At 73.9% G+C, this 15,702-nt stretch carries 18 protein-coding genes and 1 pseudogene; 6 read left to right on the forward strand and 13 right to left on the reverse strand.

What is annotated here, in order from left to right; all coding sequences use genetic code 11:
- Positions 1–22: 22 nt before the first annotated feature.
- Positions 23–283, reverse strand: a complete 261-nt coding sequence (locus EAD89_RS28050) for a hypothetical protein (protein ID WP_121677799.1) — start codon at positions 281–283, stop codon at positions 23–25.
- Between the two features lie 175 nt (positions 284–458).
- On the opposite strand from EAD89_RS28050, the gene EAD89_RS28055 reads away from it, so the two are divergent.
- From EAD89_RS28055 to EAD89_RS28065, 3 genes are all read left to right on the forward strand, one after another.
- Complete coding sequence (locus EAD89_RS28055; RefSeq protein ID WP_121677800.1) at positions 459–1,382, forward strand: aminoglycoside phosphotransferase family protein; 924 nt, start codon at positions 459–461, stop codon at positions 1,380–1,382.
- Between the two features lie 19 nt (positions 1,383–1,401).
- Entirely contained in the window at positions 1,402–1,806 is a 405-nt protein-coding gene (locus EAD89_RS28060; RefSeq protein WP_121677801.1) for an MmcQ/YjbR family DNA-binding protein, read from the forward strand.
- Between the two features lie 199 nt (positions 1,807–2,005).
- The gene (locus EAD89_RS28065; protein WP_121677802.1) at positions 2,006–2,944 is read left to right on the forward strand and encodes a sialidase family protein; all 939 of its coding nucleotides are present in this window, start codon (positions 2,006–2,008) and stop codon (positions 2,942–2,944) included.
- 71 nt (positions 2,945–3,015) lie between these two features.
- Here EAD89_RS28065 and EAD89_RS31260 read toward each other — a convergent pair whose 3' ends face one another.
- The 12 genes and pseudogenes from EAD89_RS31260 to EAD89_RS28115 form a co-directional block, all read right to left on the reverse strand.
- Entirely contained in the window at positions 3,016–3,138 is a 123-nt protein-coding gene (locus tag EAD89_RS31260) for a hypothetical protein (RefSeq protein WP_255421290.1), read from the reverse strand.
- A 26-nt stretch (positions 3,139–3,164) separates the two neighbouring features.
- The gene (locus EAD89_RS28070; protein WP_121677803.1) at positions 3,165–3,992 is read right to left on the reverse strand and encodes a M55 family metallopeptidase; all 828 of its coding nucleotides are present in this window, start codon (positions 3,990–3,992) and stop codon (positions 3,165–3,167) included.
- A 183-nt stretch (positions 3,993–4,175) separates the two neighbouring features.
- A complete protein-coding gene (locus EAD89_RS28075) occupies positions 4,176–4,493 on the reverse strand; it encodes an antibiotic biosynthesis monooxygenase (protein ID WP_121677804.1) in 318 nt (105 codons plus the stop codon).
- Positions 4,490–5,737 carry a beta-ketoacyl synthase N-terminal-like domain-containing protein gene (locus EAD89_RS28080; protein WP_121677805.1) on the reverse strand — a complete coding sequence of 416 codons (1,248 nt, stop codon included), beginning with the start codon at positions 5,735–5,737 and terminating at the stop codon, positions 4,490–4,492. The genes EAD89_RS28075 and EAD89_RS28080 overlap by 4 nt, the downstream gene beginning before the upstream one ends.
- Positions 5,734–7,008 (reverse strand): beta-ketoacyl synthase, encoded by a 1,275-nt coding sequence (locus tag EAD89_RS28085; RefSeq protein WP_121653756.1) that lies wholly within the window; start codon positions 7,006–7,008, stop codon positions 5,734–5,736. Before EAD89_RS28085 ends, EAD89_RS28080 begins: the two co-directional genes overlap by 4 nt.
- The gene (locus EAD89_RS28090) at positions 7,005–7,409 is read right to left on the reverse strand and encodes a cupin domain-containing protein (RefSeq protein ID WP_121677806.1); all 405 of its coding nucleotides are present in this window, start codon (positions 7,407–7,409) and stop codon (positions 7,005–7,007) included. The genes EAD89_RS28085 and EAD89_RS28090 overlap by 4 nt, the downstream gene beginning before the upstream one ends.
- A complete protein-coding gene (locus EAD89_RS28095) occupies positions 7,402–8,157 on the reverse strand; it encodes an SRPBCC family protein (protein ID WP_121677807.1) in 756 nt (251 codons plus the stop codon). Before EAD89_RS28095 ends, EAD89_RS28090 begins: the two co-directional genes overlap by 8 nt.
- Positions 8,154–9,590, reverse strand: coding sequence for an acetyl/propionyl/methylcrotonyl-CoA carboxylase subunit alpha (locus EAD89_RS28100; RefSeq protein ID WP_121677808.1), 1,437 nt, complete (start codon positions 9,588–9,590; stop codon positions 8,154–8,156). Before EAD89_RS28100 ends, EAD89_RS28095 begins: the two co-directional genes overlap by 4 nt.
- A gap of 20 nt (positions 9,591–9,610) precedes the next feature.
- Positions 9,611–10,306: an acetyl-CoA carboxylase biotin carboxyl carrier protein gene (gene accB, locus EAD89_RS28105; protein WP_233579217.1), complete on the reverse strand. Its 696-nt coding sequence runs from the start codon at positions 10,304–10,306 to the stop codon at positions 9,611–9,613.
- Positions 10,303–11,328 carry an acetyl-CoA carboxylase carboxyltransferase subunit alpha gene (locus tag EAD89_RS31395; protein WP_368666379.1) on the reverse strand — a complete coding sequence of 342 codons (1,026 nt, stop codon included), beginning with the start codon at positions 11,326–11,328 and terminating at the stop codon, positions 10,303–10,305. Before EAD89_RS31395 ends, accB begins: the two co-directional genes overlap by 4 nt.
- Before the next feature lie 33 nt (positions 11,329–11,361).
- Positions 11,362–12,186 (reverse strand): annotated as a pseudogene (accD, locus tag EAD89_RS31400) (acetyl-CoA carboxylase, carboxyltransferase subunit beta); the annotation flags it as partial.
- Positions 12,183–12,521, reverse strand: a complete 339-nt coding sequence (locus EAD89_RS28115) for a TcmI family type II polyketide cyclase (protein ID WP_121652179.1) — start codon at positions 12,519–12,521, stop codon at positions 12,183–12,185. The gene EAD89_RS28115 and the pseudogene accD, both read right to left, overlap by 4 nt.
- A 449-nt stretch (positions 12,522–12,970) precedes the next feature.
- Between EAD89_RS28115 and EAD89_RS28120 the strand changes: the two genes are divergently transcribed.
- From EAD89_RS28120 to EAD89_RS28130, 3 genes are all read left to right on the forward strand, one after another.
- Complete coding sequence (locus EAD89_RS28120) at positions 12,971–13,765, forward strand: BTAD domain-containing putative transcriptional regulator (RefSeq protein ID WP_121677810.1); 795 nt, start codon at positions 12,971–12,973, stop codon at positions 13,763–13,765.
- Between the two features lie 91 nt (positions 13,766–13,856).
- Entirely contained in the window at positions 13,857–14,204 is a 348-nt protein-coding gene (locus EAD89_RS28125; RefSeq protein ID WP_121652181.1) for a TcmI family type II polyketide cyclase, read from the forward strand.
- A 14-nt stretch (positions 14,205–14,218) separates the two neighbouring features.
- Complete coding sequence (locus tag EAD89_RS28130) at positions 14,219–15,568, forward strand: NAD(P)/FAD-dependent oxidoreductase (RefSeq protein WP_121677811.1); 1,350 nt, start codon at positions 14,219–14,221, stop codon at positions 15,566–15,568.
- The last annotated feature ends 134 nt before the right edge of the window (positions 15,569–15,702 follow it).

Consider the following 15,702-nt stretch of genomic DNA (forward strand, 5'->3'; position numbering starts at 1 on the left):
GGGTGGGGGCGGAGCGGGCGGCTTAGTTCAGGGGGCGCTTGAGGTGGTAGCGGTGGACTTCGGTGCTGCCCTGGACGTTGTTCACGTCCTCGGCGGCGGAGACCAGCTCCCAGCCCTCGCGGCCGACGCGGTTGAGGTGCGCGATGGCGGTGTCACCGAAGGCGGTGATGTCCCTGCGCGACCCGTCCGGCGCGTACCAGACGAACGAAACGTGAAAATTGCGGCCCTGCCCCTGATAGCGGCGGACGAGCAGGGCGTACTCCCAGGCAACCATGCGGCCCATTATGACCGTCCACGCAGGACGGCGGCACGCGGGCCGTCGCGCATTGCCATCCGATGAACGCGGTGTGTCAGCACGCCGAGCGGGCCGTGGCCAGGCTCAGCTCACCGCCACCGACCCCCGCCGTCCGGCGTAAAGCCGGTTGCGGACCTGGCCCGGTCCCCGCAGGCTCAGGCGGATGAACGCACAGAACCTCCCCGACGTACCCGACACCGACGACGCGGTGGCCGGCCGGATTGACGAGGCACTGGTCCGCCGCCTGGTCGCCGACCAGTTCCCGCACTGGGCCGAGCTGCCGGTACGCGCGGTGGAGGTCGACGGCTGGGACAACCGCACCTTCCACCTGGGCGACGCGATGACCGTGCGGCTGCCCAGCGGCGAGGGGTACGCCCTCCAGGTCGCCAAGGAACAGCGCTGGCTACCGGTGCTCGGCGAACGGCTGCCGCTGGAGGTGCCCACCCCCCTGGCCCAGGGTCGGGCGGGTGCCGGCTACCCGTACCCGTGGTCGGTCTACCGATGGATCGACGGACAGACCGTCCGGCCCGAGCGGATCGACGACCTGACCCGATTCGCCACCGACCTCGCCGGCTTCCTGCGCGCCCTACGGTGCGTCGACGCCACGGGCGGCCCCACCGCCGGCCGGCACAGCGCCTGGCGGGGCGCGCCGCTGTCCACCTACGACGCCGAAACCCGGGCCGCGATCGAAACGCACCGTGACCGGCTACCCGTCGCCGCCGTCAACGACATCTGGCAGGCCGCCCTCGACGCCACGTGGGCCGCGCCGCCGGTCTGGTTCCACGGCGACGTCGCGGCCGGCAACCTGCTGGTCCGCGACGGCCAACTGGCCGCCGTCATCGACTTCGGCTGCTGTGGTGTCGGCGATCCCGCCTGCGACACCGTGATCGCCTGGACGCTGCTGCACGGCCTGAGCAGGGCCACCTTCCACGACGCGCTCGACGTCGACGCGGCCACCTGGGCTCGCGGGCGCGGCTGGGCGCTGTGGAAGGCGCTGATCACCCTGGACAATCCCGAGCCGGGCAAGGCGGCCGAGGCCCGACACGTGCTCGGCCAACTGCTCGCCGAGCACACCGTGGCTCGCTGAACCGCCGTACCGTGTGGACATGGCCAGCTGGGAGGACGTCCGCCGGATCGCGTTCGCACTGCCCGAGACCACCGAGCGGGCCTCGTACGACGGGCTGCCCGCCTGGCGGGTGCGGGACAAGCCGTTCGTCTGGGAACGGCCATTGCGCGCGGCCGACCGGGCCGCCCTCGGCGCCGCCGCGCCCGACGGGCCGATCCTCGGCGCGCGGGTGCCCGACCTCGGCGTCAAGGAGGCCCTGCTCGCCGACGACCCGTCGGTCTACTTCACCACCCCGCACTTCGAGGGCTACCCGGCGGTGCTGGTTCGGCTCGACCGGATCGGCGTGCCCGAGCTGACCGAGGTGATCACCGAAGCCTGGTACGCCCGCGCCCCCAAGCGGCTCGCCGCCGCCCACCGCGCCCAACAGGAGCCGGCCGGCGGCTAGCTCGGTGGGGTGCGGCCGACGCGGGGGCGACATCGATCCGACCGGGCCAGCCGTGCCGTCCGGAGAGTTCGTCGCGCGTTCGTCTGGCGGCCCCGTGGGCGTCGGCAGGGATCGCTAGCGTCGGCCGTCGGCACCGCGCCCCGGGCCCTGGCCGGCGCCCGGCACGTCCCGCACTCCCCCGATGCCAGGAGACTGCCGCATGACGTCGTCACCCACCCGCCGCACCACCGCCGAGGTCACCGCCGTCCACCGGATCGGCGACAGCGCGCCGCACAGCGCCTTCACCGACCTGGTCCGGTACGCCGGGAGCTGGTTCTGCGCCTTCCGTGAGGCACGGGCCCATCTCTCCGACGACGGCGTGATCCGGGTGCTGACCTCGGCCGACGGTCGATCGTGGACGTCCGCGACGGTCGTCCGCCAGCCCGGGACCGACCTGCGCGACCCGCGCTTCGTCCTGCGGCCCGACGGGCGGCTGCAACTGCTGGCGGTGGCAGCAACCGGCGGGACCACCAAGTCATTCCAGACGATGACCTGGCTCTCCGCGGACGGGCGCGCGTGGGGCGACCCGATCCCCGTCGGCGAACCGGACGTCTGGGTGTGGCGGGCGGTCTGGCACGACGGCGCGATGTACGGCGTCGGCTACGCCACCCGGGATCCACGGTTCGCCCGGCTCTACCGCAGCGTCGACGGCATCGACCTCCAGCCGTGGGTGCCGACACTGTTCGAGGGTGGCTACCCCAACGAGTCGGGGCTGGTCGTCGACCCGGACGGCACCGCCATCTGCCTGCTGCGCCGCGACGGTGACGCCGCAACCGCGCAGCTCGGCCGCGCCCGCCCGCCGTACCGGGACTGGAGCTGGACCGACCTCGGTGTCCAGATCGGCGGGCCGACGCTGCTCCGGCTGCCCGACGGGCGGCTGCTAGCTGGGCTGCGCCTGCTCGACGGCGAGGTGCGCACGGCGGTGTGTGCTGTGGACGCGGAGCGGGGCGAGCTGACCGAACTTGTCGCGCTGCCCTCCGGCGGCGACACCAGTTACCCCGGCCTGGTCTGGCACGACGACCTGCTGTGGGTCAGCTACTACTCCTCGCACGAGGAGCGGACCTGCGTCTATCTGGCCGAGGTCAGCCTGACCGGCTGAGCGACCGGTCGGCCAGGCTGCCGCCCGCCGGGCGGTCGGGGCCGGGTCGTCGACCCGGTGCAGCGGGCCCGTCACGGCGTGGCTGCCGAGGACAGCGCGTCAGCCGAGCGGACCGCCTTGCCGGTGGTGGTGCGGGGCGACTGGTCGAGCGGGCGCGGGATCACCGCCGCCCCGGCGGACCAGGTGGCCGGCACCACCGCCGGGAAGCCGTTTCACGCATCTAGCCCGGTTTGATCGTGGCGAGTTGGACAAGCAGCTGAACGAGCCGATACGCCTCGGCGACGTCAGCGGCGTGGAAACCGACCGTCCGGCCGCCGCCGACGCGGGCCACACCCGGCACCAGGACGGCGAGGTCGACCATGTACGGGCCGTACAGGTCGATCTCGACGTCCAGCGGCCCGGCCATTGTCAGCGGGGGAATCGAGGCGCGTTGGGTGATGGCATCGGCGGCGGCGTGGCGCAGCCGCTCCCGTGCCTCCTGCGGATGGAGAGCCACCGCGGCGGCCTGCCCCAGGGCCTGCTTGACCGCGACGGTGACCGCCGAGGGCACCAGCTCACTGAGTTCCGCGCAGGCGGTGTCGTCTCCGCTGAGCAGGACGACGGGTGCGTCCAGGTGCCCCGCCATGGCCGCGTTGAGGCCGATCTCGCCCAGCGACCGTCCTCCTACCCGCACGTCGAGGATGGCGTCACTCATCGTGTGCGCCAGTACGGCGGGCCCGCTACCGGCCCGAGCGTGATAGCCGACGAGCAGGACGGCCTCCGTGTGCTCGTCCAGCCCGGCGAGCATGCCCAGCGGACGGGGTCTGCCCCGCACGAGGTGAGCACGCCGGTCGAGGTCCTCCGGCAGGAGGTTCCGAAACGATCCGTGTGCGTCGGCGACCCACACCACGGCTTCGGGTTCGGCATCGAGAACCCCGGCGATCACCGCGTTCGCCTCGGCCGTCGTCAACGCACGCCCGCGCTCGTAGTCGTACCGATCCGGATTCGTCTCGACGGAGTGCACGACCCCCGAGATGCCCTCCATGTCGACGGAGATGAGTACCTTCATGGACCGGGGACACTACGCGCTCCCGCCGCCGTCTCGACCCCGCCGTGCAGCGCAGCGTGCTCGTGGGGACGATCCTCGCCGTCGGCACGCCCGACGCGCATGCATGCTGTCCCGCAATCTTGGACAGTTTCCGTTAGCTCGTAACGGAAACTGTCCAAGATTGCCAGAGACGTAGCGACGCCGTCAGGCCAGTGCTGGCGTCTGGGCGTGGATGTGGAAGCGCAGCGAGCGGGCGTCGGTGAAGCACTCCCGCATCGGGCGCACCAGCTCCCGGTGCTCGGGGCTGCGTTCCCAGCTCTCGAAGTCGGCGAGGCTCGCCCACTCACTGGTGATCAACCACTGCTCCGGGTCCGTCGACGAGCGGCACACCTGGTCGACCAGGTGCCCCGGCACCCCGCCGGCGACCAGGTGCCGCGCCGCCTCGTACGCGGCGAGGAACTGCTCGGTGCGCGGCACCGGCACCCGCACCAGGAAGACCACCCGGGCCCGCTGCTCGCTCATGGCGTCTCTCCCCTCATCGGCGCGGCCCCGCGCAGGACCAGCGCGCTGTTGAACCCGTCGAAGCCCCGCGCGCAGACCAGCGCCAACCGGCTGCGCGGGCGGCGGTGCTCACGGAGGAAATCCAGCTCGCACCCGTCGGCCACCTCGTCCGGGCCGGCGGAGCGGGGCAGTGTGTCGTGCGCGAAGGCGAGCAGCGCGGTGGCCGCGTCCAGCGCCGAGCCGCCCTGATACGCCCGCCCGGTCAGCGGCTTCTGCGTGGTGACCGGGGGCGGCCGGTCGGCGAACACGGCACGCAGCGCCTCGGCCTCGCTGCGGTCGTAGCGGGGCACACCCAGCGCGTCGGGCAGCACCACGTCGATCCCGGCCGCCGCGACACCGGCCCGGTCCAGCGCCAGCCGCATCGCCCGGGCGTACTGTGCCGGGTCGCCGGCGCTGTCCGCCGTCGTGTGCGCGGCGTCGTGGGTGGCGCCCCAGCCGCTCACCTCGCCGTAGATCCGGGCGCCCCGCGCCAACGCGTGCCCGATCTCCTCCACCACGAACACCGCGCCGCCCTCGGCGGGCAGGTAGCCGCTGGCTGCGGCGTCGAACGGCCGGTACGCCCGCTCCGGGTCGGCGACGTCGCTGAGCAGCCCGGAACGCAGCTGACAGGCCAGCGCGTACGGGCTCAACGGACACTCGGTGGCCCCCGCGATCACCACCGGCGTGCCCCGGCGTACCGCCCGGGCGGCGTGCGCCAGGCTGTCCAACCCGCCGGCCGCCTCCGCGACCAGCACCCCGCTCGGGCCCTTGAACTGGTGGTGGATGGACAGTTGCCCGACACTCGCCGCGTAGAACCAGGCGATCGACTGGTACGCCCCGACCGTCCGCGACGAACCACCCCAGAGCCGTTGCAGCTCCCGCTGGCCGAACAGGTTGCCCCCGGACGAGCTGGCCAGGGTCACCGCGTAGCCGTACGGGTCGGGAGCCCGCTCGGGCAGCCCGGCGTCGGCCAGCGCCAACCGGGTGGCCGCGAAACCGAGATGCGTCCACCGGTCGGTCTGCACCAACTGTCGACTGTCCGCGTACCCGTCGGCGGTGAAGTCGGGCACCTCCCCGCCGAAGCGGGTCGGGTAGCCGGACGGGTCGAACAACGTGATCGGCCCGGTCCGTCGGGTGCCGGCCAGCACGGTGCGCCAGTGCGCGTCCGCGCCCACACCGCTGGGCGCGACGACGCCGATGCCGGTCACCACCGCCCGGGCGGTCACGCCGCCACCGCACCGGGCAGCCGGCGGAACACCATCGCGGACTGGAAGCCGCCGAACCCGCTGCCCACCGACAGCGCCACGTCCACCGGGACCTCCCGCGCCTCGTTCGGCACGTAGTCCAGGTCGCACTCCGGATCCCGCGTGGTCCAGTTGGCCGTCGGCGGCACCACGCCGAACTCGATGGCCAGCGCGCAGGCCGCCATCTCGATCGAGCCGATCGCGCCGAGCGAATGCCCGACCATCGACTTGATCGAGCTGATCGGCACCCGGTACGCGGCCTGGCCCAGCGCCCGCTTGAACGCGGCCGTCTCGTGCCGGTCGTTCTGCCGGGTGCCCGAGCCGTGCGCGCTGATGTAGGAGACCTGCTCGGGGGCGATCCGGCCCTGCTTGAGCGCGTCGGTGACGGCGAGCCCCATCTCCAACCCGTCCGGGCGCAACCCGGTCATGTGGTAGCCGTTGCTACGGCTCGCGTAACCGGCGACCTCGCAGTAGACGTGCGCGCCACGCCGCCGGGCGCGCCCGGCCTCCTCCAGCACCAGCACCGCCGCGCCCTCGGCCAGCACGAACCCGTGCCGGTCCGCGTCGAACGGACGCGAGGCGTGCGCCGGATCGTCGTTGTCCGGGCTGGTCGCCTTGATCGCGTCGAACGAGGCGACGGTGACCGGCGAGATCGGCGAGTCGGCCGCGCCCGCCAGCACCACGTCGGCCTCACCGTCCACAATCAACTGATGGGCGTAGCCGATCGCGTCGATGCCCGAGGTGCATCCGGTGGAGACGACCTGCGCCGGGCCGTGCAGCCCGTGCCGGCAGGCCACGTCGGCGGCCAGGCTGCTGGGCACCAGAGCCTGATAGAGGTACGGGCCGCCGCGCGCCGCGTCGACCAGCCAGCGCCGGCCGTGCTCGCTGAGCGTCACGTACTCCTGCTCCAGGGCCATCGTGCCGCCCACCGCGGTGCCGAGCACCACCCCGGCCCGGTCCCGCTCCGCGTCGGTGAGCACCAGACCGGCGTCGGCGACCGCCTCGGCGGAGCACGCCAGCGCGAACTGCACGTACCGGTCGGCCCGGCGCCGCTCGGCCTCGGTGAGCCCGGCGGCGACCGGATCGAAGTCGCACTCGGCGGCGATCTGCGACCGGAACGCGGACGGGTCGAAGAAACTGATCCGCCGGGTGGCGGTACGCCCCTCGGTGATGGTCTTCCAGAAACGGTCCCGGCTGGCGCCGCCCGGGGCGACCACCCCGACGCCGGTCACCACCGTGCGGCGCCCGGTCATGCCCCGCCCCGCTGTTCGACGAGCTCGGTGTCCACGTGCCCCAGCTCCGGGCGGGGGGCCAGCGGGCCCAGGTGGAAGACCACCTCGGCCGGTTCGACGCCGGTGTTGCGCAGCCGGTGTCGCACGTTGACCGGCACGAACAGCGCCTCGCCCGCGGCCAGCAGCGTCGGCTGGTCGTCCAGGTCGACGGTGATCGCGCCGCGCGCCACGTACAGGAACTCCTCGCTGTACGGGTGGTAGTGCTCCGCGATGCGCTCCCCCGGCGCGAGCGTGGCCACCCCGAGGAAGCCGGAGGTGCTGCCGACGGTGCGTGGGCCGAGCAGCACCCGCAGCTCACCGCCGCGCCTCCGGTCGGCCGGTACGTCCCGGGCGGCGATCGGTCGGGTGCCCAGATCACTCATCGCCGGCCTCCGTCGGCTCGTCGCCGGCCACGGGACGGCCCTGTTCGGCGCGCTGTCGGGCGATCCGCTCCACCCGGTCCTTGATCACCCCGAGTTGGATCACGCTGTTGGTGTTGATCCGCTCGGTCATCGCGGCGTTGTCGACCGGCGCGGTCGGCTTCATGGCGAAGTCCTGCACCCAGGTCATCCGGGTGCCGCCCTCCTCCTCGGTGTAGCGCCAGTGGATCCGCATGTACTCGAACGGCCCCGTCTCCACCCGGTGCGCCCGGACCTGCCGGCTCACCGGGTCGGCGGTGCGTTCACTGACCCAGCTCCACGCCACCCCGTTCTCGTCCGGGTGCATGGTGAGCCGGAACCGCACGGTGTGCCCGTCGCGGTGCAGGATCTCCACCACGGCGTACTCGGTGAACAGCTCCGTCCAGTTCGCCACGTCGTTGGTGATCTCCCAGACCAGTGCCAGCGGCGCGTCGATGAGCACGCCGTTCTCGGTGTGTCCGGGCGGATCGGCGCGGCGGGCGACCAGGTCGGCCACCGCCGGGATGCTCAGCTGCCCGGACTGCTCCGGGATGCTCACCTGCCACCGGTCGGCGACGACCGCGGACAGCTCCAGCAGCGCGAGCGAGTCCATGCCCAGCTCCTCCAGCGAAGCGGCGGGCGCCCGGGCCGCGGCGTCGGCGTCCAGCCCGCAGTGCGCCACCAGGATGTCGGTGATCTCGGCGGTCAACGGGCGACCATGGGTGACGGTCATCGGGTCCTCCTGTGGGTTGCGTCGGGCTCCGCGGCGGGCGCGGGGCGCGGTGTGGGGGTCGGCCGCCGCGCGGGCGCCGGGTCGGGCGCGGCGAGCAGACGGTCGACCAGGCCGGTGGTGTAGCGGCCCTTGCGGAATGCGGCGTCGTCGAGCACCCGCCGGACGAACGGGATGGTGGTTCGTACGCCCGGCCCGGCGACGTCGAACTCCTCCAGAGCGCGCTCCAACCGGTTGAGCGCCAACTCCCGGTCGGGCGCCCAGACCACGACCTTGGCCAGCAGCGAGTCGTACCAGGGACCGACCAGGTAGCCGGCACGGGCGTGGGTGTCCACCCGGGTGAACGGTCCGCCGGGCGGGGTGAACCGCTCCAGCCGGCCGGGGGTCGGGACGAAGCCGCGCTCCGGGTCCTCGGTGTTGACCCGGCACTCCACCGCGACGCCGTGCAGGCGGATCTCCTCCTGCCGCCACCGCAGCGGCACCCCGGCGGCGATGTGCAGCTGCTCGTGCACCAGGTCCACCCCGGTGACCATCTCGGTGACCGGATGCTCCACCTGGATCCGGCAGTTGATCTCCAGGAAGTGGAACCGTTCCTCCGCGTCGACCAGGAACTCGAGCGTGCCGGCGCCGACGAAACCGACCTCCAGCGCGCCCCGCAACGCGGTCTCCGCGATGGCGTCGAGCGTGCCGGCGGGCAGCGCCGGCGCGGGCGCCTCCTCGACCAGCTTCTGGTGCCGGCGCTGCACCGAGCAGTCCCGGGTGCCCAGGTGCACGCCGTTGCCGTGCGCGTCGCAGAGCACCTGCACCTCGACGTGCCGGGCCTCGGTCAGGTACCGCTCGACGTACACCCGGTCGTCGCCGAAGGCGGCCTGCGCGGCGGCCCGGGTGCGGGCGTACGCCCGGGCCAGCTCGGCCGGTTTGCGCACCACGGTCATCCCTCGGCCGCCACCCCCGGCGGCGGCCTTGACGATGACCGGGTAGCCGATGGCGCCGGCCACCTCGGCCGCCGCCGCGGCGGTCGGCACCGGCTGGACGCTGCCCGCCGGCAGCGGCAGACCCGCCCGGCTCATCAGGGCCCGGGCCGAGGACTTGTCGGCCAGCGCGGCCATCACCGCCGGCGGCGGGCCGATGAAGGTCAGCCCGTTGTCCGCGCAGATCTCGGCGAAGTCGGCGTCCTCGGAGAGGAAGCCGTAGCCGGGGTGCACGGCCTGCGCGCCCACCTGCCGGGCCGCCTCTACGATGGCGGCGGCGTTGAGGTAACTGCGCCGGCTCGACGCCGGCCCGATCCGGACCGCCTGGTCGGCGAGGCGGACCGCCGCGGAGTCGGCGTCGGCGGCGGAGTAGACCACCGCCGTACGGACGCCGAGTTCCCGGCAGGCCCGGAGCACCCGCAGCGCGATCTCACCCCGGTTGGCGATCAGCACGGTCTCGAACATCGCTCACCCACCCCGCGCCGTCAGGCCGGATCCAGCTCGACCAGCGGCTGGTCGTACTCCACCGGCTGGCCGTCCTCGACCAGGATCGCGACCACCCGGCCAGCGCGGTCGGCGGCCACCTCGTTCATCAGCTTCATCGCCTCGACGATGGCGACCGGCTGACCCGGACGGACCAGGTCGCCGACCGCGACGAACGGCGCCGCACCGGGTTCCGGGGCCCGGTAGAAGGTGCCGACGATCGGCGCCCGCACCGCGGCGTGCCCGGGCACCGGCGGCCGGATCAGCGCCGCCGGCGGGCCGGGCGCCGGGGGCGCGGCCGGCGGTGCGGCCACGGCCTCGTCCTGCGGCGGCGGTACGTCCGGTCGCGCCGCCTCGCCGGGGTGCCACTCCACCTCCAGCACCGTCGGCCCGCTGCGCAGCCGGATCCGGCGCACCGGGCCGGTCAGCTCGGCGATCAGCTGCCGCGCCTGCCGGCGCAGCCCGGCCAGCACCTCCTCGCCGCCCGCGCCGGCGTCGTCGGGCCGGCCCGCGTCCGCCGGGCGGTCCCCGTCGAGGCGGACGCCACCATGGCCGTTGGACTGGCCCGGGTCCAGGCGGGCCCCGTCGTACCCGGTGGGCCGACGGTCGACGCCGGTCGGCTCGGCGGCCGAGGCGGCCCGGTCGCCGGGCGCGTCGGCCGTCGACAGCGTCCGGTCGCCGGCGGGCTCGGCGGTCACCGGGCACCCGCCCGGGCACCGGCGCGCGCGGCGCCGAAACGACGGAACCGTTGCCGGCGGAGGCGGACCAGCATCGCGGGCGGCACGTCCAGCAACGGCAGCAGATTGGCCAGCAACGCCGCGCGCAGCCGCCGGGCGGTCTCCGCCGGATCGTCGTGCGCGGCCGTCGCCGGCTCCGGCACGATCTCGTCGACCACCCCGAGCCGGCACAGGTCAGGTGCGGTCAACCGCAGCGCCCGGGCCGCCTGTGGCGCCGCGGACCGGTCCGGCCAGAGGATCGCGGCGCAGCCCTCCGGACTGATCACCGAGTAGACGGCGTGCTCCAGCATCAGCACCCGGTCGGCGACCGCCAGCGCCAAAGCGCCGCCGCTGCCACCCTCGCCGGTGATCACCGACAGCACCGGCGTGGGCAGCACGGTGAGGGTGAGGATGTTCTCCGCGATGGCCGCCGCCTGGCCCTGCTCCTCGGCGCTCACCCCGGGGTCGGCGCCGGGGGTGTCGACGAGGGTGACCACCGGCAGGCCGAGCCGGGCGGCGAGGCGCATCAGCCGCAGCGCCTTGCGATGCCCGGCGGGGCTGGCCATACCGAAGTTGCGGGCGACCAGCTCGGCGGTCGTGTGCCCCTTCTGGTGGCCGATCACCATCACGTGCCGGCCGTCCAGCCGGGCCACGCCGCCGACGACGGCCGGGCAGTCACCGCCGAGCCGGTCGCCGTGCAGCTCCACGAAGCCGTCGAAGACGGAGTCGAGGTAGTCCAGAGTGGTCGGTCGACCGGGATGGCGGGCCGTCCGCACCGTGTCCCACGCGTCGCGTGTCGCCGGGCCCGGACGGTCGCCGGCCGTCGGGGGCGCCGGGCTCTTGACGAGCGGGTCCCGGTCGGCGCCCGCCGTCGGGTGCGCCGGGCTCTGGACGAGCGGGTCCCGAGCGGCGCCGGCCGGCGGCGGCGCCGGGCTCTGGACGAGCGGGTCCCGGTCGGCGCGGGCCGGCGGCGTCGCCGCCAGCGCCGGGGCGTCGGCGGCCAGGCGCTCGCGACGCGGCGCCGGCTCCTGCCGGGGTACGGGCGGGCGGCCCGACCGTCCGGCGCGGGTGGCGGCGAGCAGCGCCGTCAGCCGTCCACGCAGCGATCGGCGCTGCACCACCATGTCCACCTGGCCGTGCCGGAGCAGGAAGTCGGCGGTCTGGAATCCCTCCGGCAACGCCCGGCCGGTGACCTGGCGGATCACCCGGGGGCCGGCGAAGCCCATCCGGGCGCCGCTCTCGGCGAGCACCAGGTCGGTGTTGGTGGCGAACGACGCCGCCACCCCGCCGTAGGTCGGGTCGGTGAGCACGCTGACGGTGAGCAGGCCCGCCTCGCGCAGCGCGGCGATGGCCTGGCTGACCGTGGCCATCTGCATCAGCGACAGCGCGCCCTCCTGCATCCGCGCGCCGCCCGAGGCGGTGACCAGGATGAGCGGGACGCGGTCGTCCAGCGCCTGTTCGGCGGCCCGCGTGATCAGTTCGCCCACCGCGCAACCCAGGCTGCCGCCGAGGAAACGGAAGTCCATCACCGCCAGCACGGCGGGATGCCCACCGATGGTGGCGGTGCCGCAGACGACCGCCTCGGCCAGCCCGGTGCTGGCCCGGGCGGCGGTGAGCCGGTGCGGGTACGGCAGGACGTCGACGAAGTCGATCGGGTCCGCCTCGGGCAGCCGGTCGGGCAGCGGGCGCAACGAACCCGGGTCGACGAGTTGGCGCAGGCGATCCGGCGCGCCGAGCCGGGCGTGCGCGCCGCACTCCGGGCAGACGTCCAGGTTGCGCCGCAGGCGTTTGCGGTACAGCAGGCTCGCGCAGCCGGCGCAGCGGGACCAGAGCTGCTCCTCGCGCGGCGCGGTGGCGGTCACGACCGCCGCCCGGAGTCCGCGGCGTCGAACCGGTAGAAGCAGGTGGCCATCGCGTCGCGCGGCGAGCGCCACGTCGGCAGGTACGGCGAGACGTACGGCCGCAGCCGGTCGCTGACCCGGATGAACTCGGGATGGCCGCGGGCGGCCTCCACCGCGCCCTGCGCCGGTTGCTCGGTTTCCAGCAGGTGCACGTAGAGGTCGTGCAGGCGGTAGAGCGAGCGGTGCCGGACCCCGACCAGTCGCGGCAGCTCCGTCGCGTCCGACTCGGCGAAGATCTCGGCGACCTGCTCCTCGGCGGTCGGGACGACCTTCGCGACGATCAGCGAACGGTCCATGGCTGGGCCTCCCCCCACAGTGTCCGGGCCGGTGGCCGGTGGACCCCGGGCGCGCTGGACGACTGTCGACACGATGCGGCAGTCCTCGTCACGGCGGCGTCACCGCGCCGGGTCGGCCAGCGACGCTTGGTGGTGACGCTGCGTTGACGCAACCTGTGTATCAGCTATGTGCCCAGCAGCCCTGCGGCGATCGGATCGTGCGGAGGTTTGGGCAGTTCAGAACCGATCTCATGGTTGGCCGTCACGGATAGAAGGTCCACGGTGGCGTTGACTCACCGTGACCGCTATTGATAATCTTCACCGTGGCCAGCCCGGTGAGTCCAGGCCGGCGGGGGCCGCGCCCGACAGCCGTGGTCGTGCCCCGCCGGCGGGGTCGACAGTGGCGTCACGGGCAGCCGATCCGGGACACAGCAGACAGTCGGGACGAGCGTTCCGCAGGGGGTGCCGCCGTGGCCGCTGATCCGTCCGTGCCGACCGCCGGAGATTCTCCCGAGACCGTCGTCTCGTTGCACCTGCTCGGCGGTTTCCGCCTGCTGCGCGGCGTGGCGCCGGTCGTGGTCCCGCGCGGCCTGCAACGGGTCATCGCGCTGATCGGGCTGCGCCCCGGCGCCACCCGCAGCCAGCTGGCCGGGCTGCTCTGGCCGGACGCGTCGGAGGAGCGGGCACTGTCCTCGCTGCGCACCGCGCTGTGGCGGCTGCGGCAGGACCCGTGCTGCCCGATGTCCGTGACCGGTGACACCGTACGGCTCGGACCCGGGGTACGACTGGACGTGGACGACCTGGTCGGCACCGCGGCCCGGGTCCGCGACGGCGACGACCCGCGTACCGCCGCCGGAGCGCTCGCCGCCGGCCGGCACGACCTGCTGCCCGGCTGGTACGACGACTGGGTGCTGCTGGACCGGGAACGGCTGCGCCAACTGCGCCTGCACATGCTCGAACAGGTCGCCGGGCAGCACCTCGTCGCGGGACGCCACGGTGAGGCGCTGGAGGCCGCGCTGGAGGCGATGGCCGCCGAACCGCTGCGCGAGACGCCACACCGGCTGGTGGTGCGCATCCACCTCGCCGAGGGCAACGCCTTCGAGGCCGTGCACGCCTTCTACGTCTACCGCGACCTGCTGCGCCGGGAGCTGCGCCTGGAGCCCAGCCCCGCCATGAGCGCCCTGCTCGACGACACGCTCGCCCCGATCCGCGAGGCCAGCCGGGAGAGCGCCATCCGTCCGTCACCGGCCGGCCGACGCACGTGACGGTGACGTGACAGGCCCTGCGGCACGGTGGGCACCAGAAGCACGTGGCCGCCGACCGCGGGTCGGGAACGCCACCGGCGAAAGGGGTCCCATGAGTCGTCTACTGATCGTCAGCCGGATCATCCCGGGCGCGGAGGGGCGGGTCGCGCAGATCTTCGCCGAGTCCGACGCCACCGAACTGCCCGGTCTGACCGGCGTCACGCACCGGTCCCTGTACTGCCTGCACGACGTGTTCGTGCACATGCTGGAGACCTCGGACGTCGACCCGGACGCCCTCGCGGCCGCCCGCAACCACCCGCTCTTCCAGCAGGTCAACGAGCGACTCTCCGCGCACACCTCGCCGTACCTGCCGACCTGGCGCTCGCCCCGGGACGCCATCGCCGGATGCTTCTACCGCTGGGACGCCGCCGCGGCCCCTGCGGCGCACCCGGCCGGCTGAGCGGACGGCCCGACGTGACCGCCCCGCCACCACACGTCCTGATCATCGGCGCCGGCACCGGCGGGCTGTGCCTGGCGCACGGTTTGCGCCGCGCCGGGATCAGCGTCGCCGTCTACGAACGACACCGCCACCGCGCCGAGGGGTTGCTCGGCTACCGGGTGGGCATCGGCCCGACCGGCAGCCGGGCACTGCGGGAGTGCCTGCCACCGGAGCTGTTCGCCACCTTCCTGGCCACCTGCGCCCGACCGCCGCGCTACTTCAACGTGGTCACCCAGCGGCTGCGCCAGACCGCCTCGTTCGAGCTGCGACCGGACGCCGACCCGGTGCACACCGAGCACTCGGTGGCCCGGATGGTGCTGCGCCAGGTGCTGTTGACCGGCCTGACCGACCTGGTGCACTTCGACAAGACCTTCATCGAGTACGAGCAGCGCGACGACGGGACGGTCACCGCGTACTTCGCCGACGGCAGCAGCGCCACCGGCGACCTGCTGGTGGCGGCGGACGGCACGCACTCGGCGGTGCGCCGCCAGTACCTGCCGCACGCGGTCACCCGGGACGCCGGCACCATCAACATCGCCACGCGGATTCCGCTGACCGCGCGGACCCGCGACCTCGTGCCGGAGCGGGTACGCCAGGGCATCTCGCTGATCTTCGGCGCCGGCGGGACGATGGGCGTGCTGCACGTGATGGAGTTCAAGTGGGACGCCGAGCGCGCGATCAAACCCGGCGTCAGCGACGCGGACGCCGCGGTGCTGCGAAACTGGCCCGGCCTGGCCCACGACACCACCACCGACAACATCAATCTGATCATCTGGAGCGCCGCCCGCCGGTTCCCGGCCGACGTGCTGCAGCGCCGCGGCGAGGACCTGATACGGGTCGCTCTGGACCTCACCCCGAACTGGCATCCGCACCTTCGGGAGCTGTTGACCAGCGGCGACCCGGACAGCGCCCTGCCGATCAAGGTCACCACGTCCGAGCCGGTACCGCCCTGGAAGAGCAGCACGGTCACCCTGCTCGGCGACGCCATCCACACCATGACACCGGGTCGCGGAGTGGGCGCGAACACCGCGCTGCGCGACGCACGGCTCCTCTGCCAGCAGCTCACCCGCGCCGTCGCCGGTGACAAGACGCTGCTCCAGGCGGTGGCCGACTACGAGGCGGCGATGGTGCCGTACGGCTTCGCGCGGGTCAGCGAGTCACTGAACCGCAGCGGCACCAACGGCGACGATCGGATGTACCGGCCGGTGGTGGGTCGGCTCGCGCTGCTCGGCGCGCGCGGCTACTTCGGGGTGACCAGCCGGGTGCCCCCGCTACGTCGCCGGCTCGTCGACGACTTCCACACCTACGAGGGCGACCAGGACTGATCGCGCACCACCCGGTCACCCCGACCCGGGCCCGCCGCCTCCACGCCGGGCCCGGGTTCGTCGCGTCCGCCACGACACTGCGTCACCTGCCGGGCACCCCGCGCAGAGACCGTCCCACCCGTACCGCCCCCGAC

Origin of the sequence: Micromonospora sp. BL4, from assembly GCF_003667505.1 — a bacterium.
Classification (GTDB): Bacteria; Actinomycetota; Actinomycetes; order Mycobacteriales; family Micromonosporaceae; genus Micromonospora.

What these genes read in the sequence shown, in the direction of transcription:
- EAD89_RS28050 (WP_121677799.1), bottom strand. Translation starts at nt 283, where the DNA reads ATGGGCCGCATGGTTGCCTGGGAGTACGCCCTGCTCGTCCGCCGCTAT.
- EAD89_RS28055 (WP_121677800.1), top strand. Translation starts at nt 459, where the DNA reads ATGAACGCACAGAACCTCCCCGACGTACCCGACACCGACGACGCGGTG.
- EAD89_RS28060 (WP_121677801.1), top strand. Translation starts at nt 1,402, where the DNA reads ATGGCCAGCTGGGAGGACGTCCGCCGGATCGCGTTCGCACTGCCCGAG.
- EAD89_RS28065 (WP_121677802.1), top strand. Translation starts at nt 2,006, where the DNA reads ATGACGTCGTCACCCACCCGCCGCACCACCGCCGAGGTCACCGCCGTC.
- EAD89_RS28070 (WP_121677803.1), bottom strand. Translation starts at nt 3,992, where the DNA reads ATGAAGGTACTCATCTCCGTCGACATGGAGGGCATCTCGGGGGTCGTG.
- EAD89_RS28075 (WP_121677804.1), bottom strand. Translation starts at nt 4,493, where the DNA reads ATGAGCGAGCAGCGGGCCCGGGTGGTCTTCCTGGTGCGGGTGCCGGTG.
- EAD89_RS28085 (WP_121653756.1), bottom strand. Translation starts at nt 7,008, where the DNA reads ATGACCGGGCGCCGCACGGTGGTGACCGGCGTCGGGGTGGTCGCCCCG.
- EAD89_RS28090 (WP_121677806.1), bottom strand. Translation starts at nt 7,409, where the DNA reads ATGAGTGATCTGGGCACCCGACCGATCGCCGCCCGGGACGTACCGGCC.
- EAD89_RS28095 (WP_121677807.1), bottom strand. Translation starts at nt 8,157, where the DNA reads ATGACCGTCACCCATGGTCGCCCGTTGACCGCCGAGATCACCGACATC.
- EAD89_RS28100 (WP_121677808.1), bottom strand. Translation starts at nt 9,590, where the DNA reads ATGTTCGAGACCGTGCTGATCGCCAACCGGGGTGAGATCGCGCTGCGG.
- EAD89_RS28115 (WP_121652179.1), bottom strand. Translation starts at nt 12,521, where the DNA reads ATGGACCGTTCGCTGATCGTCGCGAAGGTCGTCCCGACCGCCGAGGAG.
- EAD89_RS28125 (WP_121652181.1), top strand. Translation starts at nt 13,857, where the DNA reads ATGAGTCGTCTACTGATCGTCAGCCGGATCATCCCGGGCGCGGAGGGG.